We start from the raw sequence: 18,193 nt of genomic DNA on the forward strand, positions 1-18,193 counted from the left end.
CCAGGATGCCCGTCGTCAGAGTCGCGTCCGATCCCGGCTTCGCCGCCGCCGTCGCCGACTCCGTCGCGGCCTATCTCGACGGATCGGCCACGCGCGACGGCGACGTGCTCACCGTCGACCAGGTCGCGATCCCGTTGCCACCGGTACAGAGCGGCAGCCCCGACCTGGACACCTGGGCGTCCCTGCTCGGCCATACCGGGGGCAGCGAGGACATCCTCACCGTGTGCGTGTCCGAAATACCGCGGCGCGTGCGGTCCCGCCCCGTACTCGCCGAGATCGTCGGGCCGTCGATGGTGGTCGTCTACGTTCCGTCGTTCGGGACCCACCGAGTCGCGCCGCGGGCGCGCGCCGTCACGCTGGCCGCGCTGGAAGCGCTACGCGACGCCACCGGTGTCGACAGGCCCGATCCCGCCACGGGTCTCGCGCACTGGTCCACCGTCTCCGGCCACGACGCCCTGGTGGCGCCCGCCCTGGCGGGACGAGCGCGAGTGGTCGCGGGCATGATCCGCACCAACCGACCGTGGCGGTTGATACCGACACTGTCGGGCGCACTGGCCGCGGCGACCGCGACGTCCGCGTTCGGCCTCTTCTACTCGAGCATCTGGCAGATGGCGGCGTCGATGTCGATCGTGCGTCTGTCAGCGGTGTCCGCCACCGCCCTCGTGGCCGTGACGACATGGCTCACCGTGCCGAACGGACTGTGGGAGAGGCGCGCTCGACGCGAGCGTGGGTTCGATCGCACGATGTACAACCTCGCCACCCTCGGTACGGTCGTGTCCGGGGTGGCCGTCATGTACGCGGTCCTGTTCGCGGTGGTCGGCGCGGCGGCCGCGGTGGTGATCTCTCCGTCGTTCCTGTCCGAACAGATCGGGCGTGCGGCGAACCTCTCCGATTACGTTCGCCTGGCCTGGCTCTCGGCATCACTCGGCACCGTGGCGGGCGCCGTCGGCAGCACCGTGGCCGACCGGGAGCAGATTCTCCGTGCGACGTTCGGACACCGCGAGGTCCTTCGTCGACGCGCAGCTGCCGGCCGACTGGACGACACGCAGGACCACGTCGACTCGTGACCGGTCCTGAAGTCCGATGAAAACATCAGGAGTGGCACCGACGCCTGTTACGTTGCCGCGGAGCCGGGGGGACGGCTTCCGCACACGGGGGGAACGACGATGGCGACACGACGACAGGCTCTGCAGACTCTGATCGGCGGAGGCGTGCTCGGCACGGGGCTGCTCGCGGCCACGGGACCGACGGCCTCGGCCGCTCCCACAGGCGCGTATCGAGTGGACCTACACGCGCACATGATCCCGCCGATGTATCGGGAGGCCGTGCTGCGCGCCGGGCTTCTGGTTCCGGGCGGCCTACCGCTGCCCGCGTGGTCGCCGGAGTCCGCTCTCGCGTTCATGGACGAGTTCGGCATCGCGGCCCAGGTGCTCTCGATCTCCGACCCCGGAGTGCGGTTCGTGCGCGGCCTCGAGGCGGTGCGCCTCGCGCGCTCCTGCAACGACTACGCGGCCGACCAGGTTCGACTGCATCCCACTCGTTTCGGCTCCCTGGTCACCGTGCCACTTCCGGACGTGCCGGCGTCCCTCGCCGAGATCGCGTACGGCCTGGACGTGCTGGGAATGGACGGGGTGGCACTGCTGTCGTCGTATGACGGCATCTACCTCGGTGACCCACGCTTCGAGCCGATCATGGCGTTGCTCGACGCGCGGTCCGCCCTCGTCTTCGTGCACCCCGGCGAGCTCCCCGCGGGTTCGGCTCCCCCAGTGCCGCTTCCGAGCTTCCTCCTCGAGTTCCCGTTCGAGACCACACGTACAGCGGTCGAGATGATCGCGGCCGGCACCCTCGACCGGTATCCGAACATCCGCTTCGTCCTCGCTCACGCGGGTGGTTGCCTGCCGTACCTCGCCACGCGGCTGGGTGCGCCCCGCGCCGTCGCACCGGATCAGATCCCGTCCGTGTCGCTGCTCGGCCTCGAGGGTGCACTGCGACGCTTCCACTACGACACCGCACTGTCCGCCTCGGCGTCGTCGCTGCGATCGGTGCTCGAGGTGACCGACGTCGACCACATCGTCTTCGGAACCGACTGGCCCTTCAGCGGACTCACCTACTCCGCCTCGGACACGGACGACCCGGCCCCCGGCCTGTCCGACGTGTTCGACGGCGACGGCCGGGCACGGGTGGAACGCGCCAATCCCCTCGCGCTGCTCCCTCGGCTGGCGGCGGAGCTGCGGTAGCCGGTCGAGGTTCTGCCACCATGGGGGTATGGCCACGAGCACCACTGCCCCACTCACCGGATATCTCAGCGACAACGCCGCGGGCACCGCGCCGGAGATTCTCGCGGCCATGGCGGAGGCATCGACCGGGCTCGCAGCCCCGTACGGCAACGATCCGACGTCCGCTCGTCTCACGAGGCTGATGGCAGACGTCTTCGAGCGTCCCGTCGACGTGTTCGTCGTCGGAACCGGTTCGGCGGCCAACGGACTGGCGCTGGCCGCGTGCACACCGCCGTGGGGCAGCATCCTCACCCATCCCGACGGCCACATCACCAACGACGAGGCCGGCGCTCCGGAGTTCTTCACCGACGGCGCCAAGATCGTCCTCGTGGACGGCCCCCGTTCGACGATGGATCCCACCGCACTGCGCGCCGCGGTCGTGCGACGACGCGGCGACGTCCACAGTGTCCAGCCGTCGGTGGTGAGCCTCACGCAGGTCACCGAGACGGGCAGCGTCCACACCCTCGACGAGGTGCGTGAGGTGTCGACCATCGCGCACGATGCCGGACTCCGCGTGCACATGGACGGCGCCCGGTTCGCCAACGCGCTCGTGGCCCTCGAGTGCACGCCGGCCGAGATGACCTGGCGAGCAGGCGTGGACATCCTGTCCTTCGGCGCGACGAAGAACGGCACGATGACCGCCGAGGCCATCGTGTCGTTCGATCCCTCGTTGTCCACCGAACTGACGTTCCGACACAAGCGCGGTGGCCAGCTGACGTCCAAGATGCGGTTCCAGAGCGCGCAACTGGTCGCGTACCTGGAGAACGACCTCTGGATGCGTCATGCGCGGAACGCCAACGCGATGGCCGCGCGGCTCCGAGACGGGCTCCGACAGATCGGGGGCATCGAAGTCGTGGGCGACGCGTCGGCGAACATGTCCTACTTCCGCTTCCCCGCTGCTCTGACACAGGCACTGCACGACCGCGGATTCACGTTCTACGACGACCGGTGGGAGCCGGGGGTCGTGCGTCTCGTGACGTCGTTCGCGCACACTGCGCGCGACGTGGACGCGTTCGTCGATGCCGTGCGGGCGCTCGCCATTATTGACTGATCAGTCTAGAATGGGTGCATGCCGAGACCGCGCGAGTTCGACACGGACACTGTGCTCGCGGCCGCCGTCGACACGTTCGTCCGTCACGGTTACACCGGCGCGTCCGTCGATCAGATCCTCGACGCCGTCGGCATCCGACGGGCGAGCCTCTACAACGCGTTCGGAAGCAAGCGCGGACTGTTCCTCACCGCACTGCGCTCGACGCACTCCACGATGCCTCTGCTTCTCGTCGCTCTCATGGATCTGGCCCCCTCCGATCCCTCGGTGAGGCAGGAGATCCGCGAGAAGTTGGTTGCCGAGAACATCGACGCACGGGCACTGGGCGACGCGATACTCACGCGCGCCTGCATCGAGAGAAAGGGCACAGCATGAACACCGTGACCATCGTCGACGGCCGACTGGTCGTCGAACCACGCGGCCTCGACAAGCTCTGGAGCTTCACGCGCCGACTCGACATTCCGCTGTCCGAGGTGAAGGGCGCCACCGTCGACACCGGTGTACGGCGTGAGCCCAGGGGCATCAGGGCTCCGGGCCTCTCGATACCGGGAAAGTACGCCGGCACCTTCCATCGTGACGGCGAGAAAGTGTTCTGGAACGTCGGGGACCCGGTGCGCAACATCGTGATCGAGCTCGACCGCACCGGACGGTTCGATCGACTCGTCCTGACGGTGGACGATCCGACCCGAACGGAGAACGCGGTCAACGCCGCACTCGCGACCTAGTTCTCACAGGTCCGCCCATGCCTCCGGATTGACGGCGTGGGGCGGCATCGTGCCGGCGGCCATCGCGACGGCGTTCTCCGCGCACAGACGCGCCATCTCGCTCCGCACCGACACCGTCGCGCTCCCGACATGCGGCAGCAGCACGGTGTTGGCCAGCTCCGACAGGCCGGGTGCCGTGGCCGGTTCGTCCTCGTAGACGTCGAGCCCCGCACCGGCGATCACGCCGTCCCGCAACGCCTCCACCAGAGCGGACTCGTCGACCACCGGCCCGCGCGCGGTGTTCACCAGAATCGCGGAGGTCTTCATCGCGCCGAGAACCCGAGCATCGACGAGGTGGTACGTCGCCTCGGTCAGCGGAACGTGCAGGGACAGGAAGTCGCTCGTCGCCACCAACTCGTCCCACGAGACGTGCTCGACGCGACCGCCGAACTCGTCGAGCTCCGCATCGTCGACGGGCCTGTCGGACGGGGGCCGTGGGCAGAACCGCACCGTCATACCGAATCCGAGAGCGCGCCGCGCCGTCGCGCGAGCGATGCGCCCGAATCCGGCCAGTCCCAGCACCCGTCCGGACACGTCCGTGCCGAGCATCAGGTCCGGTGCCCATCCGGTGAACTCACCGGCGCGCACCGTCCGGTCCGCCTCGAGCGCCCGACGCGCTGTGGCCAGCATCAGCAGGAGAGCGATGTCCGCCGTGGAGTCCGTCAGGACGCCCGGAGTGTTCCCGACGACGATGCCTCGGGCGGTGGCGGCGCCGACGTCGATGTTGTCGACACCCACCGCGTAGTTGGAGATCCCACGCAGGCGCGCACCGGCGAGCAGTGCGCTGTCGAACCGGTCCCGGAGCTGGGCCACCACCACGTCGTAGTCGCCGGAGGCGCATCGCTCCACCAGCGCGACGTGATCGAGCGCGATAACGTCGACGTCGGTGGCGCGGCGCAGAATCTCCATACCCGGTTCCGGAATCGGCAGGGTGACCAGGATCCGCGTCATGCGTCGTGCTCGCTCTCGGTGCGTCCCAACAGTTCCCGCAGCACTTCGGCGGTGTGCTCGCCGAGGTCCGGTCCGAGCGATCGGATGGGAACGGACGCGTGGCCGATGACGGGCACCACACCGACGAAACCCACGTCCACCGGAGTCTCACCACCGACGTCCACGGGGAACGTCTGAATCATGTTGCGCGCTCGGTACTGTGGATCCCGCACGATGTCGGCGGCCGTGTAGATGGGCCCCGACGGCACACCGGCCCGATCGAGCACCGCCAACGCCTCGTCGCGGGAGTGCAGCATGGTCCAGGCGGAGATGGCCGCGTCCAGTTCGTCCCGACGTCGCCAGCGGCCGGCGTTGGCAGACAGCTCGGGATCCGCGCCGAGATCCGGCCGACCGATCGTCTCCATGTAGCGCTGGAAGATGGCGTCGCCGTTGCCGGCGATGATGATCGAGTGACCGTCGTTGCACGGGTACGCATTCGAGGGCGCGATGCCTTCCATCCGCCCACCGGTGCGCTCGCGTTCCACTCCGTAGGCGAGGTAGTCGGGTACCAGCGATTCCATCATCGACAGAATCGACTCGTTGAGCGCGACGTCGATCGAGCGTTGCTCGAGCGAGAGCTCGCTCGACGCGGTCTGGCGTCGGAACAGAGCCATGACACAACCGAAGGCGGCGTAGAGGCCGGCGATGGAGTCACCGATCGACACTCCGACGCGAACCGGTGGTCGGTCGGGGTCGCCGACGAGGTTGCGAAATCCCCCGTAGGCCTCGGCGACGGCGGCGAAGCCCGGACGCTCGGCCATCGGACCGGTCTGCCCGAAAGCGGAGATGCGGGTGATGATGAGATCGGGGTTCCTCTCGCTCAACCGCTCCGGCGAGAGTCCCCATTTCTCGAGAGTGCCGGGCCGAAAGTTCTCGAGCACGATGTCGCACTGCGCGGCGAGATCCAGCACGTCCTGCCGCCCCTGCTCGGTGCGCAGATCGAGCACGATCGACTTCTTGTTGCGGTTGATCGTCCGGTACAACATCGACGTGGTACCGGAATAGAGACGCCAGTTCCGGATCTCGTCGCCGGTGCCGGGTCGCTCGACCTTGATCACCTCCGCGCCGAAGTCCGCGAGCATGCGTCCCGCGGTCGGCGCGGCGATGTAGTTGCCGAGCTCCAGCACTCGAATGCCGGTCAGCGGTAGCGACATGGGGTCCTCTCCGTCAGTCCCGGTCGTCCGGGCGCACGTCCTGCTCGGGATACCGGTCCATCAGCATCCTGTGGACCGCCGGGTTCGCACCCGCGAGCACCCGGCCCGCGAGTCGCCCGAGCTCGAGTGCGTCCTCACGACCGAGGCGGTCGACAACCAGTTCTCGCACCTGCGCGACGTGACCGGGAGCCGCGCGACGAACGATCTCCATGCCCTCGTCGGTCAACGTCACCGCGGTCTGCCCACCGGGGCCTCCGCGTGGCCCCCGTTCGACCCACCCCCGCGACTCCATACGCGTGAGTGCGTGGGAGACCCGAGAAAGTGATCCTGCGGCGAAGGCAGCGATCTCACTCGTCGGCGAACTCCGACCAGGCGACTCGGACAGACCGGCCAGAAGCATGTATTCGAAGTGGTTGACCCCCGCGTCGTTCTTCAATTGCGAGTTCAGTACTGCGGGGAGCGCCTCGAGGAGGCCTGCGACCGCGAGCCACGCGCGTACCTCGTCGGGTCGCAGCCACTCGACGTCGTCGTTCACACACCCAGCCTAGGTGTCGCGAACCTTCACTACCCTCACGTGAAGATTCAACTCGACGACACCACAGAGTGTTGACACTTCACTACATCGGCAGAACGGCACCGCGATGCAGATCGGGATCGACAACTTCGTGTCTGCCGTCGCCGAGTACGACACCGGCCACCGCGTCACCGCTCGCGAGCGGGTGGCGCATCTCTTGGACGGACCATGCTGCGGGGCATCGAGTTGCTCGGCACCGAGGTCGCGCCGCTGGTGAAGGCACGCGTGAGCGATCGCCTCCGAGCATCACGACCGGAGCGCCTCCGCAAGCATGGGCACCACGGTGTCGAGTGCGTACTGCAGCGAGAGCGCCGAGTTGGTGGAGTAGGACTTCGCCACCGCCGGGTCGTCGAACACGATCGCATGCCCCTGCGCCACGGCCGGGATGCTGCGGAACAGCGGGTTCTGCTCGATGTCCCGCGCAGTCTTGCCGATCGGGAACATGACGACGAGATCCGCGTCGAGCAGACCCAGCTGCTCGTCCGCGATCGGTACGGAGAACCGCACCGGGGTCATCGATGCGATGGTCGGGTTCTGCCGGAACCCGAGCCGCATCAGGAACTGCACCCGCTCGCTGTCCTCTATGTAGGCGCCGTAGCCGGTTCCGCTGAGGGCGCCCACCGTCACGGTCTTCTCTGCGAACTCCGGATGGTCCGCAGCGGCCGTGCGGAAGCCGTCGTCCAGCCCGGCGATCAGCTCGGCGCCCTTCTCGGGCACACCGAGCGCCGCGGCCACCATGGTGACCTGATCCTCGTAGGACGTCGTGTAGTTCTCCGCACCCTCCGGGATGCCGACGGTCGGCGCGATGGCCGCCAGCCGGTCGTGCCGGCCGACGTCGCCCGAGCTCTTGGTGTCGAGGATCAGATCCGGCTCGAGTGCCGCCACGGCTTCGTAGGACGGTTCCAGGGTTCCGATGATCTCGGGTGGTGTGTCGTAGAGACCCTCCGCCCACGGACCGACGCCCTCTCCGCCGAAGTCGAGCCAGTCGCTGGCACCGACCGGCTGGACCCCGAGGGCCAATGCCGTCTCCGCGTCCCCCCACCCCAGCGCCACGACACGCGTCGGCGCCGACTCGAGGTCGACGGCGCCGAACGCGGTGTCGACCGTCGCTGGATAGACGCCGCCGGCCGCCGTCTGCGCCGCGTCGCGGCCGTCCTCGGTGGCGGCCGACGAGCACGACACGGTGAGGGCCACCGTCGCGACGAGTACAGGGATCAGTCGCCTCACGGGCGCACACACGGTGAGAAACATTGCGTTAGCCTAACCTCACCTGACGCCCACGGGCGCACTGCGATCCAGCTCACAATCTGCATCACCCCAGGTGAGACCCGTTCTCGACTGGTCGCCGAAAAATATCTCGGCAGATCGGTAATGAAATTCGGGATGGGCGCGATTCAGTAGACATGAGCATTGCAACCGACTTCGCCACCGCAGACGTCACGCGCAACCACGGTGCCGACACCGCCCACGACATCGACTCCATGCACGACGAGATCGAGCGTCTCGACGCCCAGATCCTGGCCGCAGTGGCACGACGCACCGAGCTCACTCGCACTGTCGGCATGATGGAGCCCCGCTCGGCCGCATCGTCCGCACGCGAGATGTCGGTGCTCCAGCACTTCGGTGATCTCGGCCGCGAGGGCCGCACCCTCGGCATGCTCCTCCTGCGCATGGGCCGCGGACAGATCGCTCGCTAGTCCCGCCCGCGGTAGAACTACCGCACGGTGTGGTTCCTTCTGGCGGCGGCCGTGGTGGCCGAAGTGTCCGCCACCCTGTCGCTCAAAGGTTCCGAGACCCGTCCCGTCCTCTACGTCGTGGTGATCATCGGTTATCTGCTGGCCTTCGTCGGACTCGCGTCCGTACTGCGCCGCGGTATGGCCCTCGGTGTCGCCTACGGTATCTGGGGAGCAAGCGGTGTCGCTCTCACCGCCCTTCTCGCGTCAGCGCTCTTCGGTGAACCGCTGACCATCGTGATGGGTCTCGGAATCGGACTGGTCATCGTCGGTGTACTCCTCGTCGAGACCGGGTCCCACCCCGCAGAGCGGGAACCGTGATGCAGTACCTCTTCCTCCTCGGCGCCATCCTCCTCGAGGTGTCGGCCACGCTGTCGCTCCGCGTGGCGGCCACCGGACGCCCCGCGTTCTACGGGGTCGTCGCTCTCGGCTATCTCCTCGCGTTCGTCGCCCTGCTCGGTGCGCTCCGTTCGGGTCTGGCCCTGGGAGTGGCCTACGGCATCTGGGCCGCGTGCGGAGTCGCCCTCACCGCCGTGGCCTCCCGGTACCTCTTTCGAGAACCCCTGACCCGCCGCATGCTCGGCGGGATCGCATGCATCGTCGTCGGCGTCCTGCTCATCGAACTCGGTGCCGCGGCCGCTCGATGAACCTGCCGAGCAGTCAGTGCCCGGTGACGTCGAGTGCGGCCCGGACGATCGAGTCGGTGTCGATCTGATGGTGGCGGTACACCTCGTCGAGTGCGCCGACCTGACCGAACTCACTCACCCCGAGAGACGTGGACGGCACCCGATTCACCGTCGCCAGGAACGCGAGCGTGTGGGGATGACCGTCGAGGACCGTCACCATCGGCGTCGCCCGCTCTGCCGGCAGCAGATGATCGAGAATCCACGACTCCGCCTCGAGATGCCCCTGCCGTGCCTGGACCGCCCGATACAGCTCCCCCGGACTCGTGACGCACAGGACGTCGGCAGCGAGCCCGATCTGTTCGAGCCGCTCCGCCGCGGCGAGGGCCTCGGTGACCATTGCGCCCATCGCCGCGATGGTCACCACCGCACCGTCCCGCCGCACCAGCGGGTATCCCCCCGCGACCACCTGCCGCCGTCGGCGCTCCCGCGCCGCCGGATCCGCCGGAACGTTCGCCAGCGACTGATCGACCGGTCTGGTCGACAGGCGCAGATACGCCGACGTGCCGCCCGGGCGCCCCAACCGTCCGATCGCCGCCAGCAGCGTCCACTCGACGTCGATCGCGAACGCCGGTTCCCAGCTCACGCACCCGGGCTGCTCCAGACCGATCGACGGGGTCTTGATCGACTGGTGCGCACCACCTTCCGCCGCCAGGGTCACTCCCGAGGGGGTGCCGACGAGGATGGACTGTCCGCCTGCGTAGATGCCGTACGACCACGGCTCGAGCGCGCGCTCGACGAACGGGTCGTACATGACTCCGATCGGGAACAGCGGCTCTCCCCACCGGCTCCACGTCGCACCGAGCTCGCCCATCAGTCCGACGAGGTTGGTCTCGGCGATGCCCAGTTCCATGTGTTGCCCCGTGGGGCTCTCGCGCCAGTGCATGATCGTCTCGGCGTCGTCACCGAACCAGTCGTGGCGTTCCGAGGAGGACCAGACGCCGACCTTGTTCACCCAGCCGCCGAGGTTGGTGGTGGAGCTGACGTCGGGACTGACGGTGACGACCCGCCGCGCGGCGTCCGGAGCCGCTCTGGTGAGGTCGAGCAGGACGCGACCGAGCGCGGCCTGTGTCGTCGCCGTTCCCTTGGGCGTGCGCCCGATGTCGGTGGGCACCGAGGGAGGCTCGGCCGTGTGTATCGGTTCCCGGCGCAGCCGGTCCGCGGTGTCCGCGCACACCCGCCCGGCCGGACTGTCGTCCGAGAATCGTGCCCAGGGCGCGTCGGGGTCGGTGCCCAGCGCGCCCGCGAGTTCGGCGTACTCCTCGACCGTCAGCAACGACGAGTGATTCTGCGGATGACCCTGCGTCGGCAACCCGAAGCCCTTGACGGTGTACGCGATGATCACGGTGGGACGGGTGTCGTCGATACGGGCGAACGCGGCGCGCAGTGCGGCGAGGTCGTGTCCGCCCAGGTTGCGGACGGCCTCCGTCAGAGCGGCATCGTCCAGATCGGCGACGAGGGCACGAATCCGTTCGGCACCGGGCCCGGCGCCGGGCAGTCGGGTGCGCAGTTCGTCCGCCGAGCAGCGCAGGAGGCGTTGGTACTCCGGGTTGGGCATGTCGACGATGCGTTCGCGCAGGGCCTCGCCGCCGGGACGGGCGAACAATGCGTCGAGAAGGGTGCCGAACGAGACCGTGACGACCTGCCAGCCGGCGGCGTCGAACATCTTCTCCAGCCGCCGCGCAGCGAAGTTCGGCACCACTCGATCCAGCGATTGGCGGTTCAGGTCGACGATCCACACGATCTCGCCGAGGTCGGCGATTCCCGGGTCGATCACCGCTTCCCACACCGCGCCCTCGTCCAGTTCGGCGTCGCCGACGAGCGAGTACTGCCGCCCCCGGAATCCGGTCGCTGTCCGGGCGTCGTCGTGCGCGTCACCGAAGGCGGCGTCGACGTAGCGGCGCGACATCGCGCCCCAGATCGGTGCGGTCGCTCCGATTCCCACGGACCCGGTGGAGTAGTCGACGGTGTCGGGGTCCTTGGCGCGCGAGGGGTAGGACTGCAGCCCGCCGTAGGACCGCAGCGTCGTCAGGTACTTCTCGTCCAACTCACCGAGGAGGTAGTTGATCGCGTGCAGCACCGGAGACGCGTGCGGCTTGACCGACACCCGGTCCCCGGGCTGCAACTGTTCGAACCACAGGGAGGTCATGATCGACACCATCGACGCGCACGAGGCTTGGTGGCCTCCGACTTTGAGTCCGCTGGGGTTGGGCCGAATTCGATTGGCGTGGTGGATCATCGAGGTCGACAGCCACAACACACGCTGTGCGATCTCCTCCAGGGTCTCCACCGTCTGTGGCGCTCGATCATCGACATGCTCGTTGCTGGTCATGGCGCTTCCCCCTCAGGACGTCATCTCCGGCTCGATGCTTCGCGGAGATCCCCAGGTGACCACGGTCTTGCCGACTGCGCAAGATCCGGCTCCGCGACCGAGCATTCTGCGCACAGCACCGCATGTCGTCGTGGGTGTTCCGAGCGTGTCGACCACTCGGGTGACCGGCGACACCCGGTGAGTGGGCGCCCGTGTTCGAGGACACCGGCCGGATGTGGTGTGCGGAGCCGACGGACGGGTACACGATGAACGGCGAGACACACCCTCAGCTGCGGTCCACGAACCGGTTACACGAACGCAGCGAAGGACGCCCCATGGCATCGAACTCGGCCCGCGAGCCCCATCCACCAGACGAACGCGTCACGGGCGCCCTGCGGTCCGGACGCACTGCGGAGACATGGCTGGCCGCGTGCGTGCAGTGGTGCCGGGCGGACGGAGCCGCCGTGGTGGCGGAATCGGCGGCCGATGCCGACGTCCGGCTCGTCACGTACGCGACGGACGACCTGGCGGAGCGGCTGGCCGACCTCCAGTACCTGCTCGGCTGCGGACCGCACACCGAGTCGATGGCGGGAGCGGGACACAGCCGACTCGATGTCGAGGACCCTGACCACGGCGTCCGCTGGACCACTCTCGTCGACGAATTGGCGACCCTCGGAGTCGTCGAGGTCGCGACGTTCCCCATCGGTGCACCCGCCACCCCCCTGGGAACGCTCCAGATGTACTGGCGTGGTCGACGCCGCAGCAGCACGCACTCCGACGCCGCCATCGCAGCGCTCGTGGAACGCCGCCCGGAGTTGCTTGCGCCGCGAGTTCCCCTGTGCGACGACCTGGACGGAGACACTGTCCTCACGGCCGTCGACGGCGGGCCCGACCACGGCTTCGACCTGTCGACCGTGCACCTGGCGATCGGCGTGGTGGTCGCTCGGCACCACCTCGGCGTCCAGGCAGCGTCGGCACTGCTGCGAGCACAGGCCTACAGCGCTGGGACCACGGTCACCGAGCAGGCTCGACGGGTGCTGGACGACCAACGAGGCTGACGACCGTCGTCGCCGACACCCACTAGGCTCCCCTTCATGCTGTCGAGCGACGTCCCCACCGCAGTCGGACTCACCACAGCGGAAGCGGAAACCCTCGCATCGCAGGGTCGGTCCAACGACGTGCCGGCCCGCTCCTCGAGGTCGGTCGCAGACATCCTGCGCGGCAACATCTTCACGCGCATCAACGCGATTCTGGCGGTACTTCTCGTCATCGTGCTGTCGACCGGATCGATCATCGACGCGATGTTCGGTCTGCTCATCGTCGCCAACAGCGGGATCGGCATCATCCAGGAACTGCGCGCGAAGCGCACCCTCGACGCGCTCGCCATCGTGGGCCAGAGTCGGCCCCTCGTGCGACGAGACGGCCGTGCACGGGACCTCGCTCCCCACGAGGTGGTGCTCGGCGACGTCGTGGAACTCGGTCCGGGCGATCAGATCATCGTCGACGGCGACGTGATCGAGGCGGACTCGCTCGACGTCGACGAATCACTGCTGACGGGTGAGTCCGACTCGATGACCAAGACCCCGAGCGACTCCGTGTTCTCCGGGTCGTTCGTCGTCGCCGGCCGCGGAGCCTACCGCGTCACCAAGGTGGGGAGGGAAGCGTACGCGGCCCAGTTGGCCGAGGAGGCAGGCAAGTTCACGCTCATCGACTCCGAACTCCGGTCCGGTATCGACCGCATCCTCCGCCACATCACCCGGGTGATGGTCCCGGCCGGCATCGTCATCGTCGTCAACCAGCTCGTCGTCACGGGCCAGCCGCTCGGCCCCGCGCTCAACGGCATGGTGGCGGCGCTGGTCCCGATGGTGCCGGAAGGACTGGTCCTGCTCACCTCACTGGCCTTCGCCGTCGGCGTGGTCCGCCTCGGACGTCGACAGTGCCTCGTGCAGGAGCTTCCGGCGGTCGAGGGGCTGGCCCGTATCGACGTGGTGTGCGCCGACAAGACCGGAACGCTGACCGAGAACGCGATGGTCATGTCGGACCTCCTCGTGCTGTCGGCCGAGTCCGACGAGGACGTCCGGCGCGACCTGTCCGCCGTCGTCGCCGACGACGATCGACCGAACGCCAGCATGATCGCCGTCGCCGACGCGCTTCCGACCGCGCCTGCCCGGACGGCGTCCGCGCGGGCTCCGTTCTCGTCGGAGAAGAAGTGGAGCGGAGTCTCCTTCCCCGACGCGGGCAACTTCCTGATCGGTGCTCCGGACGTGCTGCTGGATCCGGCATCGGAGGCCTCCGCACGCGCCACCGAGCTGGGCGCGGCCGGAAAGAGGGTGCTGCTCTTCGCCACCAGCGACCTCCCGATGGATCACGCCGACGCGCCGGGTGTCGTGACGCCCCGAGCCCTCGTCGTGCTCGAGCAGAAGATCCGGGCGGACGCCGGCGACACACTGAACTACTTCGCGGATCAGTCCGTCCAGGTCAAGATCATCTCCGGCGACAACGCGGTGTCCGTGGGCGCGGTGGCCGGGTCGCTCGATGCGCTGCCGTCGGGCGATGCGGTCGACGCTCGCAGTCTCCCGTCGAACACGGACGATCTCGCGGACACCATGGAGCGTCATGCCGTGTTCGGACGGGTACGCCCGGAACAGAAGCGGGACATGGTCACCGCCTTGCAGAGCCGTGGTCACACGGTGGCCATGACGGGTGACGGCGTCAACGACGTTCTCGCACTGAAGAAGGCCGACATCGGTGTCGCCATGGGCGCGGGAAGTCCCGCGGCGCGGTCCGTGGCGCAGATCGTGTTGCTGGACAACGCCTTCTCGACGCTGCCCCACGTGGTGGCCGAGGGTCGACGAGTCATCGGCAACATCGAACGGGTCTCCACGCTGTTCCTCACCAAGACGGTCTACTCGGTGGTGCTCGCGGTCCTCGTCGGGCTGTCCGGCCTGCTGTCCCTGGTCGTGAACGTCGACCCGCTGCCCTACCCGTTTCTTCCCCGCCACGTCACCATCGCGGCGTGGTTCACCATCGGCATTCCCGCGTTCCTGCTGTCGCTGGCGCCGAACAACGAACGGGCCCGCTCCGGCTTCGTCCCTCGGGTACTGCGCAAGGCGGTGCCTGCAGGACTGGTGGTGGGAATCGCCACGTTCGCGACCTACCTCGCCACCTACGACGGACCCGATGCCTCGCGGGCGGACCGGATCCAGTCGAGCACCTCGGCGCTCATCACGCTGATCGTCGTCGCGATGTGGGTCCTCGGGACGGTGGCCCGGCCCATGCAGTGGTGGAAGGTGACTCTGCTGACCGTGTCCGTGGCGGCCTACGCGGTCATCTTCACCGTGCCGCCGCTCGCCCGCTTCTTCGAGCTCGATGCGGGCAACGTGTCCTACACCGTGCTCGCCTTCGTCTCCGCGGCAGTGGGTATCGCGGTCCTGGAGGCGGTACGCCCCGCCATGCGGCGCCGCGCGCACCGCACGGCGTAGCGCGCACAGCACCGCGTGCTGCGCATGATTGGCGACGACGGGAATCGGGCATTTCACAGGTGTGCATTTCACGCCGGCCCGGGTCGAGCGCATCGTCGCAGTGGTGCCCGCCCACAACGAGGACGCGTCGCTGTCTGCGTGCCTCGATGCCCTGCGCACCGCTCGCACGCTGTCGCCGGTCCCCGTCCGACTGGTGGTGGTGCTGGACGCCTGCAGTGACCGCACCGCGGAGGTGGTGGGTGGGGGCGTCCGGTGCGTCACGACGGACGTCGCGAACGTGGGAGCTGCACGGGCCCTGGGGTTCCGGTCCGAGACGTCGAGCGCCGGATCGTCCACCTGGTACGTCAACACCGACGCCGATTCGCTGGTCGACCCCGACCACTTCCGATCGATCGTGGCGTGCGCTGCGCAGGCACACGTCGTCCCCGGACCGGTGCGCGTCGACGAGGGCCTGCGTGATCCCGTCGTGCTCCGGCGATTCCGGCGCGACTACGCGGACCGTGAACGACGCGGTCTCCTGCAGGTCCACGGAGCCAACCTCGCGGTGCGCGCCGACGCCTACCGTGCGGTCGGCGGATTCCGTGCGCTCGCCGTCCACGAGGACGTCGATCTGGTCGCGCGACTCGGACGCCGGGGGTACCGCATACGCCGCACCGGCGCTCCGTGCGTGACCACGTCGGCCCGCACCAGTACGCGCACCACAGGTGGTTTCGCCACGTTCCTCGACGAGATGGCGACTCCCGTCACCGCCTGATCAGTGTGCGCCGGTACCCCGCGTGAAGACGTCGACGAGAACGTCGTCGTCGCGGTACTCCGCCCGGAGGAGCAGGTGCGGTGACGCGCGGAACGCGGTGTGCACCTCGGCCGCAGTGCTCGGGTACTCCGGAACGTCGTGGCGCCAGTGCGCGACGCACACGGTTCCGCCGGGCTCTGCCGCATCGACCGCCTTCGACATTAGAGCGTCGAGCTCCGTCGGGTGGACGTAGTAACACATCTCGCTCAGCACGACGAGATCGAACTGCTCGTCCGGCCACCCGTCGTGCAGCGACTCTCGGCGAAACTCCACGTTCGGAATCCCACGCTCCCGCGCGCGACGCAACGGTGCCTCCGCGATGTCCGTGGACAGCAGGCGATCGGCTCGGCCCGCGATGAGTTCGGACAGAACTCCGACGGAACACCCCGGCTCGAAGGCCGACCGGTACCGCTCGTTCGGAAGCATCGCCATCGTGAGGGCGTACTTGCGTCGCTCGTACCACCGGCTCTCGAACCCCCACGGGTCCGGATCGGCCTCGTACATGCGCTCGAAATAACTCGCCGGGACACCTCCGGCCTGCCCGCCCGATTCCGACCGGCCTCCGGCCTGCCCGCCCGATTCCGACCGGCCTCCGGCCTGCCCGCCCGATCCCGACCGGCCTCCGGCCTGCCCGCTCACACGAACACCGTCTCGTGAGAACGCAGGAGCCGCTCCAGAACCCACGGCGGGAGGATCTCGTCCTCGTTCCCGTCCCGAGTCGTCTGGCTGACGAATCTGCTCACCGCTACCTCCTTGCGCGCGATCGCGTCCGCGTCGAGCGTGATCGTGCGGGCCGACTCCCAGTCCACGGCCTCGTCCCCCGGTTCTGCCCAGTGCCACATCCACACCGGGTACTCGACGAGCGTGCACCCGTACCGGCTCGCCGCCGCGGCCGACGCGCGCCCGACCGCTTCATGATCGGGGTGGCCGTCGCCGCGCAGCGTCGTCGCGCACCACACCGTCGTACCGCGCCCCACGGTGTCGAGCACGTCGACGAGAGCGTCGACGAGGGCGCGCTCGTGCTCGGCCACCTGTCCGTCGGGCATGCTCAGCCGACGGATGTCGACGATACCGAGATCCACCAGCGCCGAGGCACTCTCGGCTCTGCGCACCGCTTCCAGGTCGGCGCGCGACCGCGCGGGCGTGGGGGTGTGAGACGCGCCCCCGTCGGTGACGGCGACCACCGTCACCGGAACACCGGATGCGGCCAGCATCGATGCCCAGCCGCCCAGACCGAGGACCTCGTCGTCAGGGTGCGGAGCGACGAGGACCAGATGCGCCAGCCCGTCGTGGACAAGGTCGGGGTACGTCGGACCGTTCTCGCGCCACACGGACTCCGGCGTTCCACGCTGTGCCACCGGGCGTTCCGCGAACCTGTCCACACTCACGATGCGGAACCCGACGCCGCGACCGCCCGGCCCAGGTTCTCCAGATCGACCTCGGCGTGGCTCTGGCGAAGATACGTCGTCAGGTCCGCCACCCGGCGGGAGTGCTCCGCGTCCAGACCGAGGGGTGCCGCACCCAGCGCGCGGCCGACCCGGTCGAGAACTTCGGTGCAGGCCCGCTCCACGATGGCGCGAACCCGCATGGCGCGGACTCTCGCCTCGTCCAGAGCCAGTGGGTATCGGTCCACCTCGCCGGCAGCGACGTCGAAGGTGTTGACACAGGCCGTCAGTGCCGCGTCCACTGCTCCGAGGTGCGCGAGCGCATGCGGTCCGGCCCGGTCCGCAGCGGCCCGGCGGTAGAGCGGGTCGGCGACGGCGAGTGCCACCCCGAACCAGCAGGCGGCCACCCCGATCGCACCGTGCCAGAATCCGGCACGCGCGGTGTAGTCACCCGGTTGCCCCACCGCGACCGCGGGCGTTCCCGCGAGAGACACTGCGCCGGAATCGCTCTCGCGCATACCCGTCGCGTGCCACGTGTTCGGTTCAGGGGTCACGGTGCCGCTGTCCAGCGCCACGGCGAACAAGGCGGAGTCCTCCCCTGCCCGTGCCGTCACCAGCGCGTGCGAGCAACTGTGGGCGCCCGAGCACCACATCTTCCTGCCGGTCAGCGACCAGGAACCGTGTGCGTCGGAGACCGCGTTGACGGGCGGCGGCGTCTCTGCGGCCCACACTCCCCACATCTGCTCGGACGAGGTCGCGGGACCACCCAGCTCCGCGCAGATGGCGACGGCGTCGAAGTGGGCTTCGAGCAACCGGCCGACCACCGCGTCGTCGCGGCACCACGCGGCCAGCAGATCCCAGCGTCGCCTGGTCGCACCGGACCCCGGTAGCGGGATCTCACCAGCGGACGCGATGCGGGACCGTACGGCCGCGGCGACACCGGGGTCGAGATCGTCCGTACTCACGTGAGTTTGCTCCTGTCGTCGTTCCGCGGGTACCC

Annotated in this window: 19 protein-coding genes; 11 read left to right on the forward strand and 8 right to left on the reverse strand. The window is 68.8% G+C overall.

Features of this window, described 5'->3' with window-relative positions; genetic code table 11:
- Positions 1–5 precede the first annotated feature (5 nt).
- The 5 genes from BR07_RS0104120 to BR07_RS0104140 all read left to right on the forward strand — a co-directional run bounded on the left by BR07_RS0104120 (position 6) and on the right by BR07_RS0104140 (position 4,049).
- Entirely contained in the window at positions 6–1,067 is a 1,062-nt protein-coding gene (locus BR07_RS0104120; protein WP_027504347.1) for a hypothetical protein, read from the forward strand.
- A gap of 99 nt (positions 1,068–1,166) precedes the next feature.
- Positions 1,167–2,237 carry an amidohydrolase family protein gene (locus BR07_RS23225; RefSeq protein WP_037184028.1) on the forward strand — a complete coding sequence of 357 codons (1,071 nt, stop codon included), beginning with the start codon at positions 1,167–1,169 and terminating at the stop codon, positions 2,235–2,237.
- 28 nt (positions 2,238–2,265) lie between these two features.
- Positions 2,266–3,327 (forward strand): threonine aldolase family protein, encoded by a 1,062-nt coding sequence (locus BR07_RS0104130; RefSeq protein ID WP_027504348.1) that lies wholly within the window; start codon positions 2,266–2,268, stop codon positions 3,325–3,327.
- A gap of 18 nt (positions 3,328–3,345) precedes the next feature.
- The gene (locus BR07_RS23230; protein ID WP_051612997.1) at positions 3,346–3,699 is read left to right on the forward strand and encodes a TetR/AcrR family transcriptional regulator; all 354 of its coding nucleotides are present in this window, start codon (positions 3,346–3,348) and stop codon (positions 3,697–3,699) included.
- Positions 3,696–4,049 carry a hypothetical protein gene (locus BR07_RS0104140; RefSeq protein ID WP_027504349.1) on the forward strand — a complete coding sequence of 118 codons (354 nt, stop codon included), beginning with the start codon at positions 3,696–3,698 and terminating at the stop codon, positions 4,047–4,049. The genes BR07_RS23230 and BR07_RS0104140 overlap by 4 nt, the downstream gene beginning before the upstream one ends.
- 3 nt (positions 4,050–4,052) lie before the next feature.
- Here the strand turns inward: BR07_RS0104140 and BR07_RS0104145 are convergent, their stop codons facing one another.
- The 4 genes from BR07_RS0104145 to BR07_RS0104165 form a co-directional block, all read right to left on the reverse strand.
- Positions 4,053–5,039 carry a 2-hydroxyacid dehydrogenase gene (locus BR07_RS0104145; protein WP_027504350.1) on the reverse strand — a complete coding sequence of 329 codons (987 nt, stop codon included), beginning with the start codon at positions 5,037–5,039 and terminating at the stop codon, positions 4,053–4,055.
- The gene (locus tag BR07_RS0104150) at positions 5,036–6,232 is read right to left on the reverse strand and encodes a CaiB/BaiF CoA transferase family protein (protein WP_027504351.1); all 1,197 of its coding nucleotides are present in this window, start codon (positions 6,230–6,232) and stop codon (positions 5,036–5,038) included. The genes BR07_RS0104145 and BR07_RS0104150 overlap by 4 nt, the downstream gene beginning before the upstream one ends.
- 13 nt (positions 6,233–6,245) lie before the next feature.
- A complete protein-coding gene (locus BR07_RS0104155; protein ID WP_027504352.1) occupies positions 6,246–6,767 on the reverse strand; it encodes a MarR family winged helix-turn-helix transcriptional regulator in 522 nt (173 codons plus the stop codon).
- 285 nt (positions 6,768–7,052) lie between these two features.
- Positions 7,053–8,033 carry an iron-siderophore ABC transporter substrate-binding protein gene (locus tag BR07_RS0104165; protein WP_027504353.1) on the reverse strand — a complete coding sequence of 327 codons (981 nt, stop codon included), beginning with the start codon at positions 8,031–8,033 and terminating at the stop codon, positions 7,053–7,055.
- A gap of 176 nt (positions 8,034–8,209) precedes the next feature.
- Between BR07_RS0104165 and BR07_RS0104170 the strand changes: the two genes are divergently transcribed.
- From BR07_RS0104170 to BR07_RS0104180, 3 genes are read left to right on the forward strand one after another with little or no spacing between them, the layout of a single operon-like run.
- A complete protein-coding gene (locus tag BR07_RS0104170) occupies positions 8,210–8,503 on the forward strand; it encodes a chorismate mutase (RefSeq protein WP_037184031.1) in 294 nt (97 codons plus the stop codon).
- Positions 8,504–8,530: 27 nt separating this feature from the next.
- Positions 8,531–8,860 carry a DMT family transporter gene (locus tag BR07_RS0104175; protein ID WP_027504355.1) on the forward strand — a complete coding sequence of 110 codons (330 nt, stop codon included), beginning with the start codon at positions 8,531–8,533 and terminating at the stop codon, positions 8,858–8,860.
- Entirely contained in the window at positions 8,860–9,186 is a 327-nt protein-coding gene (locus tag BR07_RS0104180) for a DMT family transporter (RefSeq protein ID WP_027504356.1), read from the forward strand. Before BR07_RS0104175 ends, BR07_RS0104180 begins: the two co-directional genes overlap by 1 nt.
- 13 nt (positions 9,187–9,199) lie before the next feature.
- Here BR07_RS0104180 and BR07_RS0104185 read toward each other — a convergent pair whose 3' ends face one another.
- Positions 9,200–11,554 (reverse strand): transketolase-like TK C-terminal-containing protein, encoded by a 2,355-nt coding sequence (locus BR07_RS0104185; protein ID WP_027504357.1) that lies wholly within the window; start codon positions 11,552–11,554, stop codon positions 9,200–9,202.
- Between the two features lie 314 nt (positions 11,555–11,868).
- On the opposite strand from BR07_RS0104185, the gene BR07_RS0104195 reads away from it, so the two are divergent.
- The 3 genes from BR07_RS0104195 to BR07_RS23235 all read left to right on the forward strand — a co-directional run bounded on the left by BR07_RS0104195 (position 11,869) and on the right by BR07_RS23235 (position 15,769).
- On the forward strand, positions 11,869–12,591 hold the full coding sequence (locus tag BR07_RS0104195; protein ID WP_155956911.1) for an ANTAR domain-containing protein: 723 nt from the start codon (positions 11,869–11,871) through the stop codon (positions 12,589–12,591).
- Positions 12,592–12,627: 36 nt separating this feature from the next.
- Positions 12,628–15,015 (forward strand): HAD-IC family P-type ATPase, encoded by a 2,388-nt coding sequence (locus BR07_RS0104200; RefSeq protein WP_027504360.1) that lies wholly within the window; start codon positions 12,628–12,630, stop codon positions 15,013–15,015.
- A gap of 61 nt (positions 15,016–15,076) precedes the next feature.
- A complete protein-coding gene (locus tag BR07_RS23235; RefSeq protein ID WP_051612999.1) occupies positions 15,077–15,769 on the forward strand; it encodes a glycosyltransferase in 693 nt (230 codons plus the stop codon).
- On the opposite strand, the gene BR07_RS23240 is transcribed toward BR07_RS23235, so the two are convergent.
- The 3 genes from BR07_RS23240 to BR07_RS23245 form a co-directional block, all read right to left on the reverse strand.
- Positions 15,770–16,312 carry a class I SAM-dependent methyltransferase gene (locus tag BR07_RS23240; RefSeq protein ID WP_037184034.1) on the reverse strand — a complete coding sequence of 181 codons (543 nt, stop codon included), beginning with the start codon at positions 16,310–16,312 and terminating at the stop codon, positions 15,770–15,772. It lies immediately after the preceding gene.
- Between the two features lie 131 nt (positions 16,313–16,443).
- Positions 16,444–17,196, reverse strand: coding sequence for a PIG-L deacetylase family protein (locus tag BR07_RS0104215; protein WP_231476165.1), 753 nt, complete (start codon positions 17,194–17,196; stop codon positions 16,444–16,446).
- Complete coding sequence (locus BR07_RS23245) at positions 17,193–18,158, reverse strand: acyl-CoA dehydrogenase (RefSeq protein ID WP_037184037.1); 966 nt, start codon at positions 18,156–18,158, stop codon at positions 17,193–17,195. The genes BR07_RS0104215 and BR07_RS23245 overlap by 4 nt, the downstream gene beginning before the upstream one ends.
- Positions 18,159–18,193: the final 35 nt, after the last annotated feature.

Origin of the sequence: Rhodococcus sp. UNC23MFCrub1.1 (assembly GCF_000686025.1) — a bacterium.
Lineage (GTDB): Bacteria > Actinomycetota > Actinomycetes > Mycobacteriales > Mycobacteriaceae > Rhodococcoides.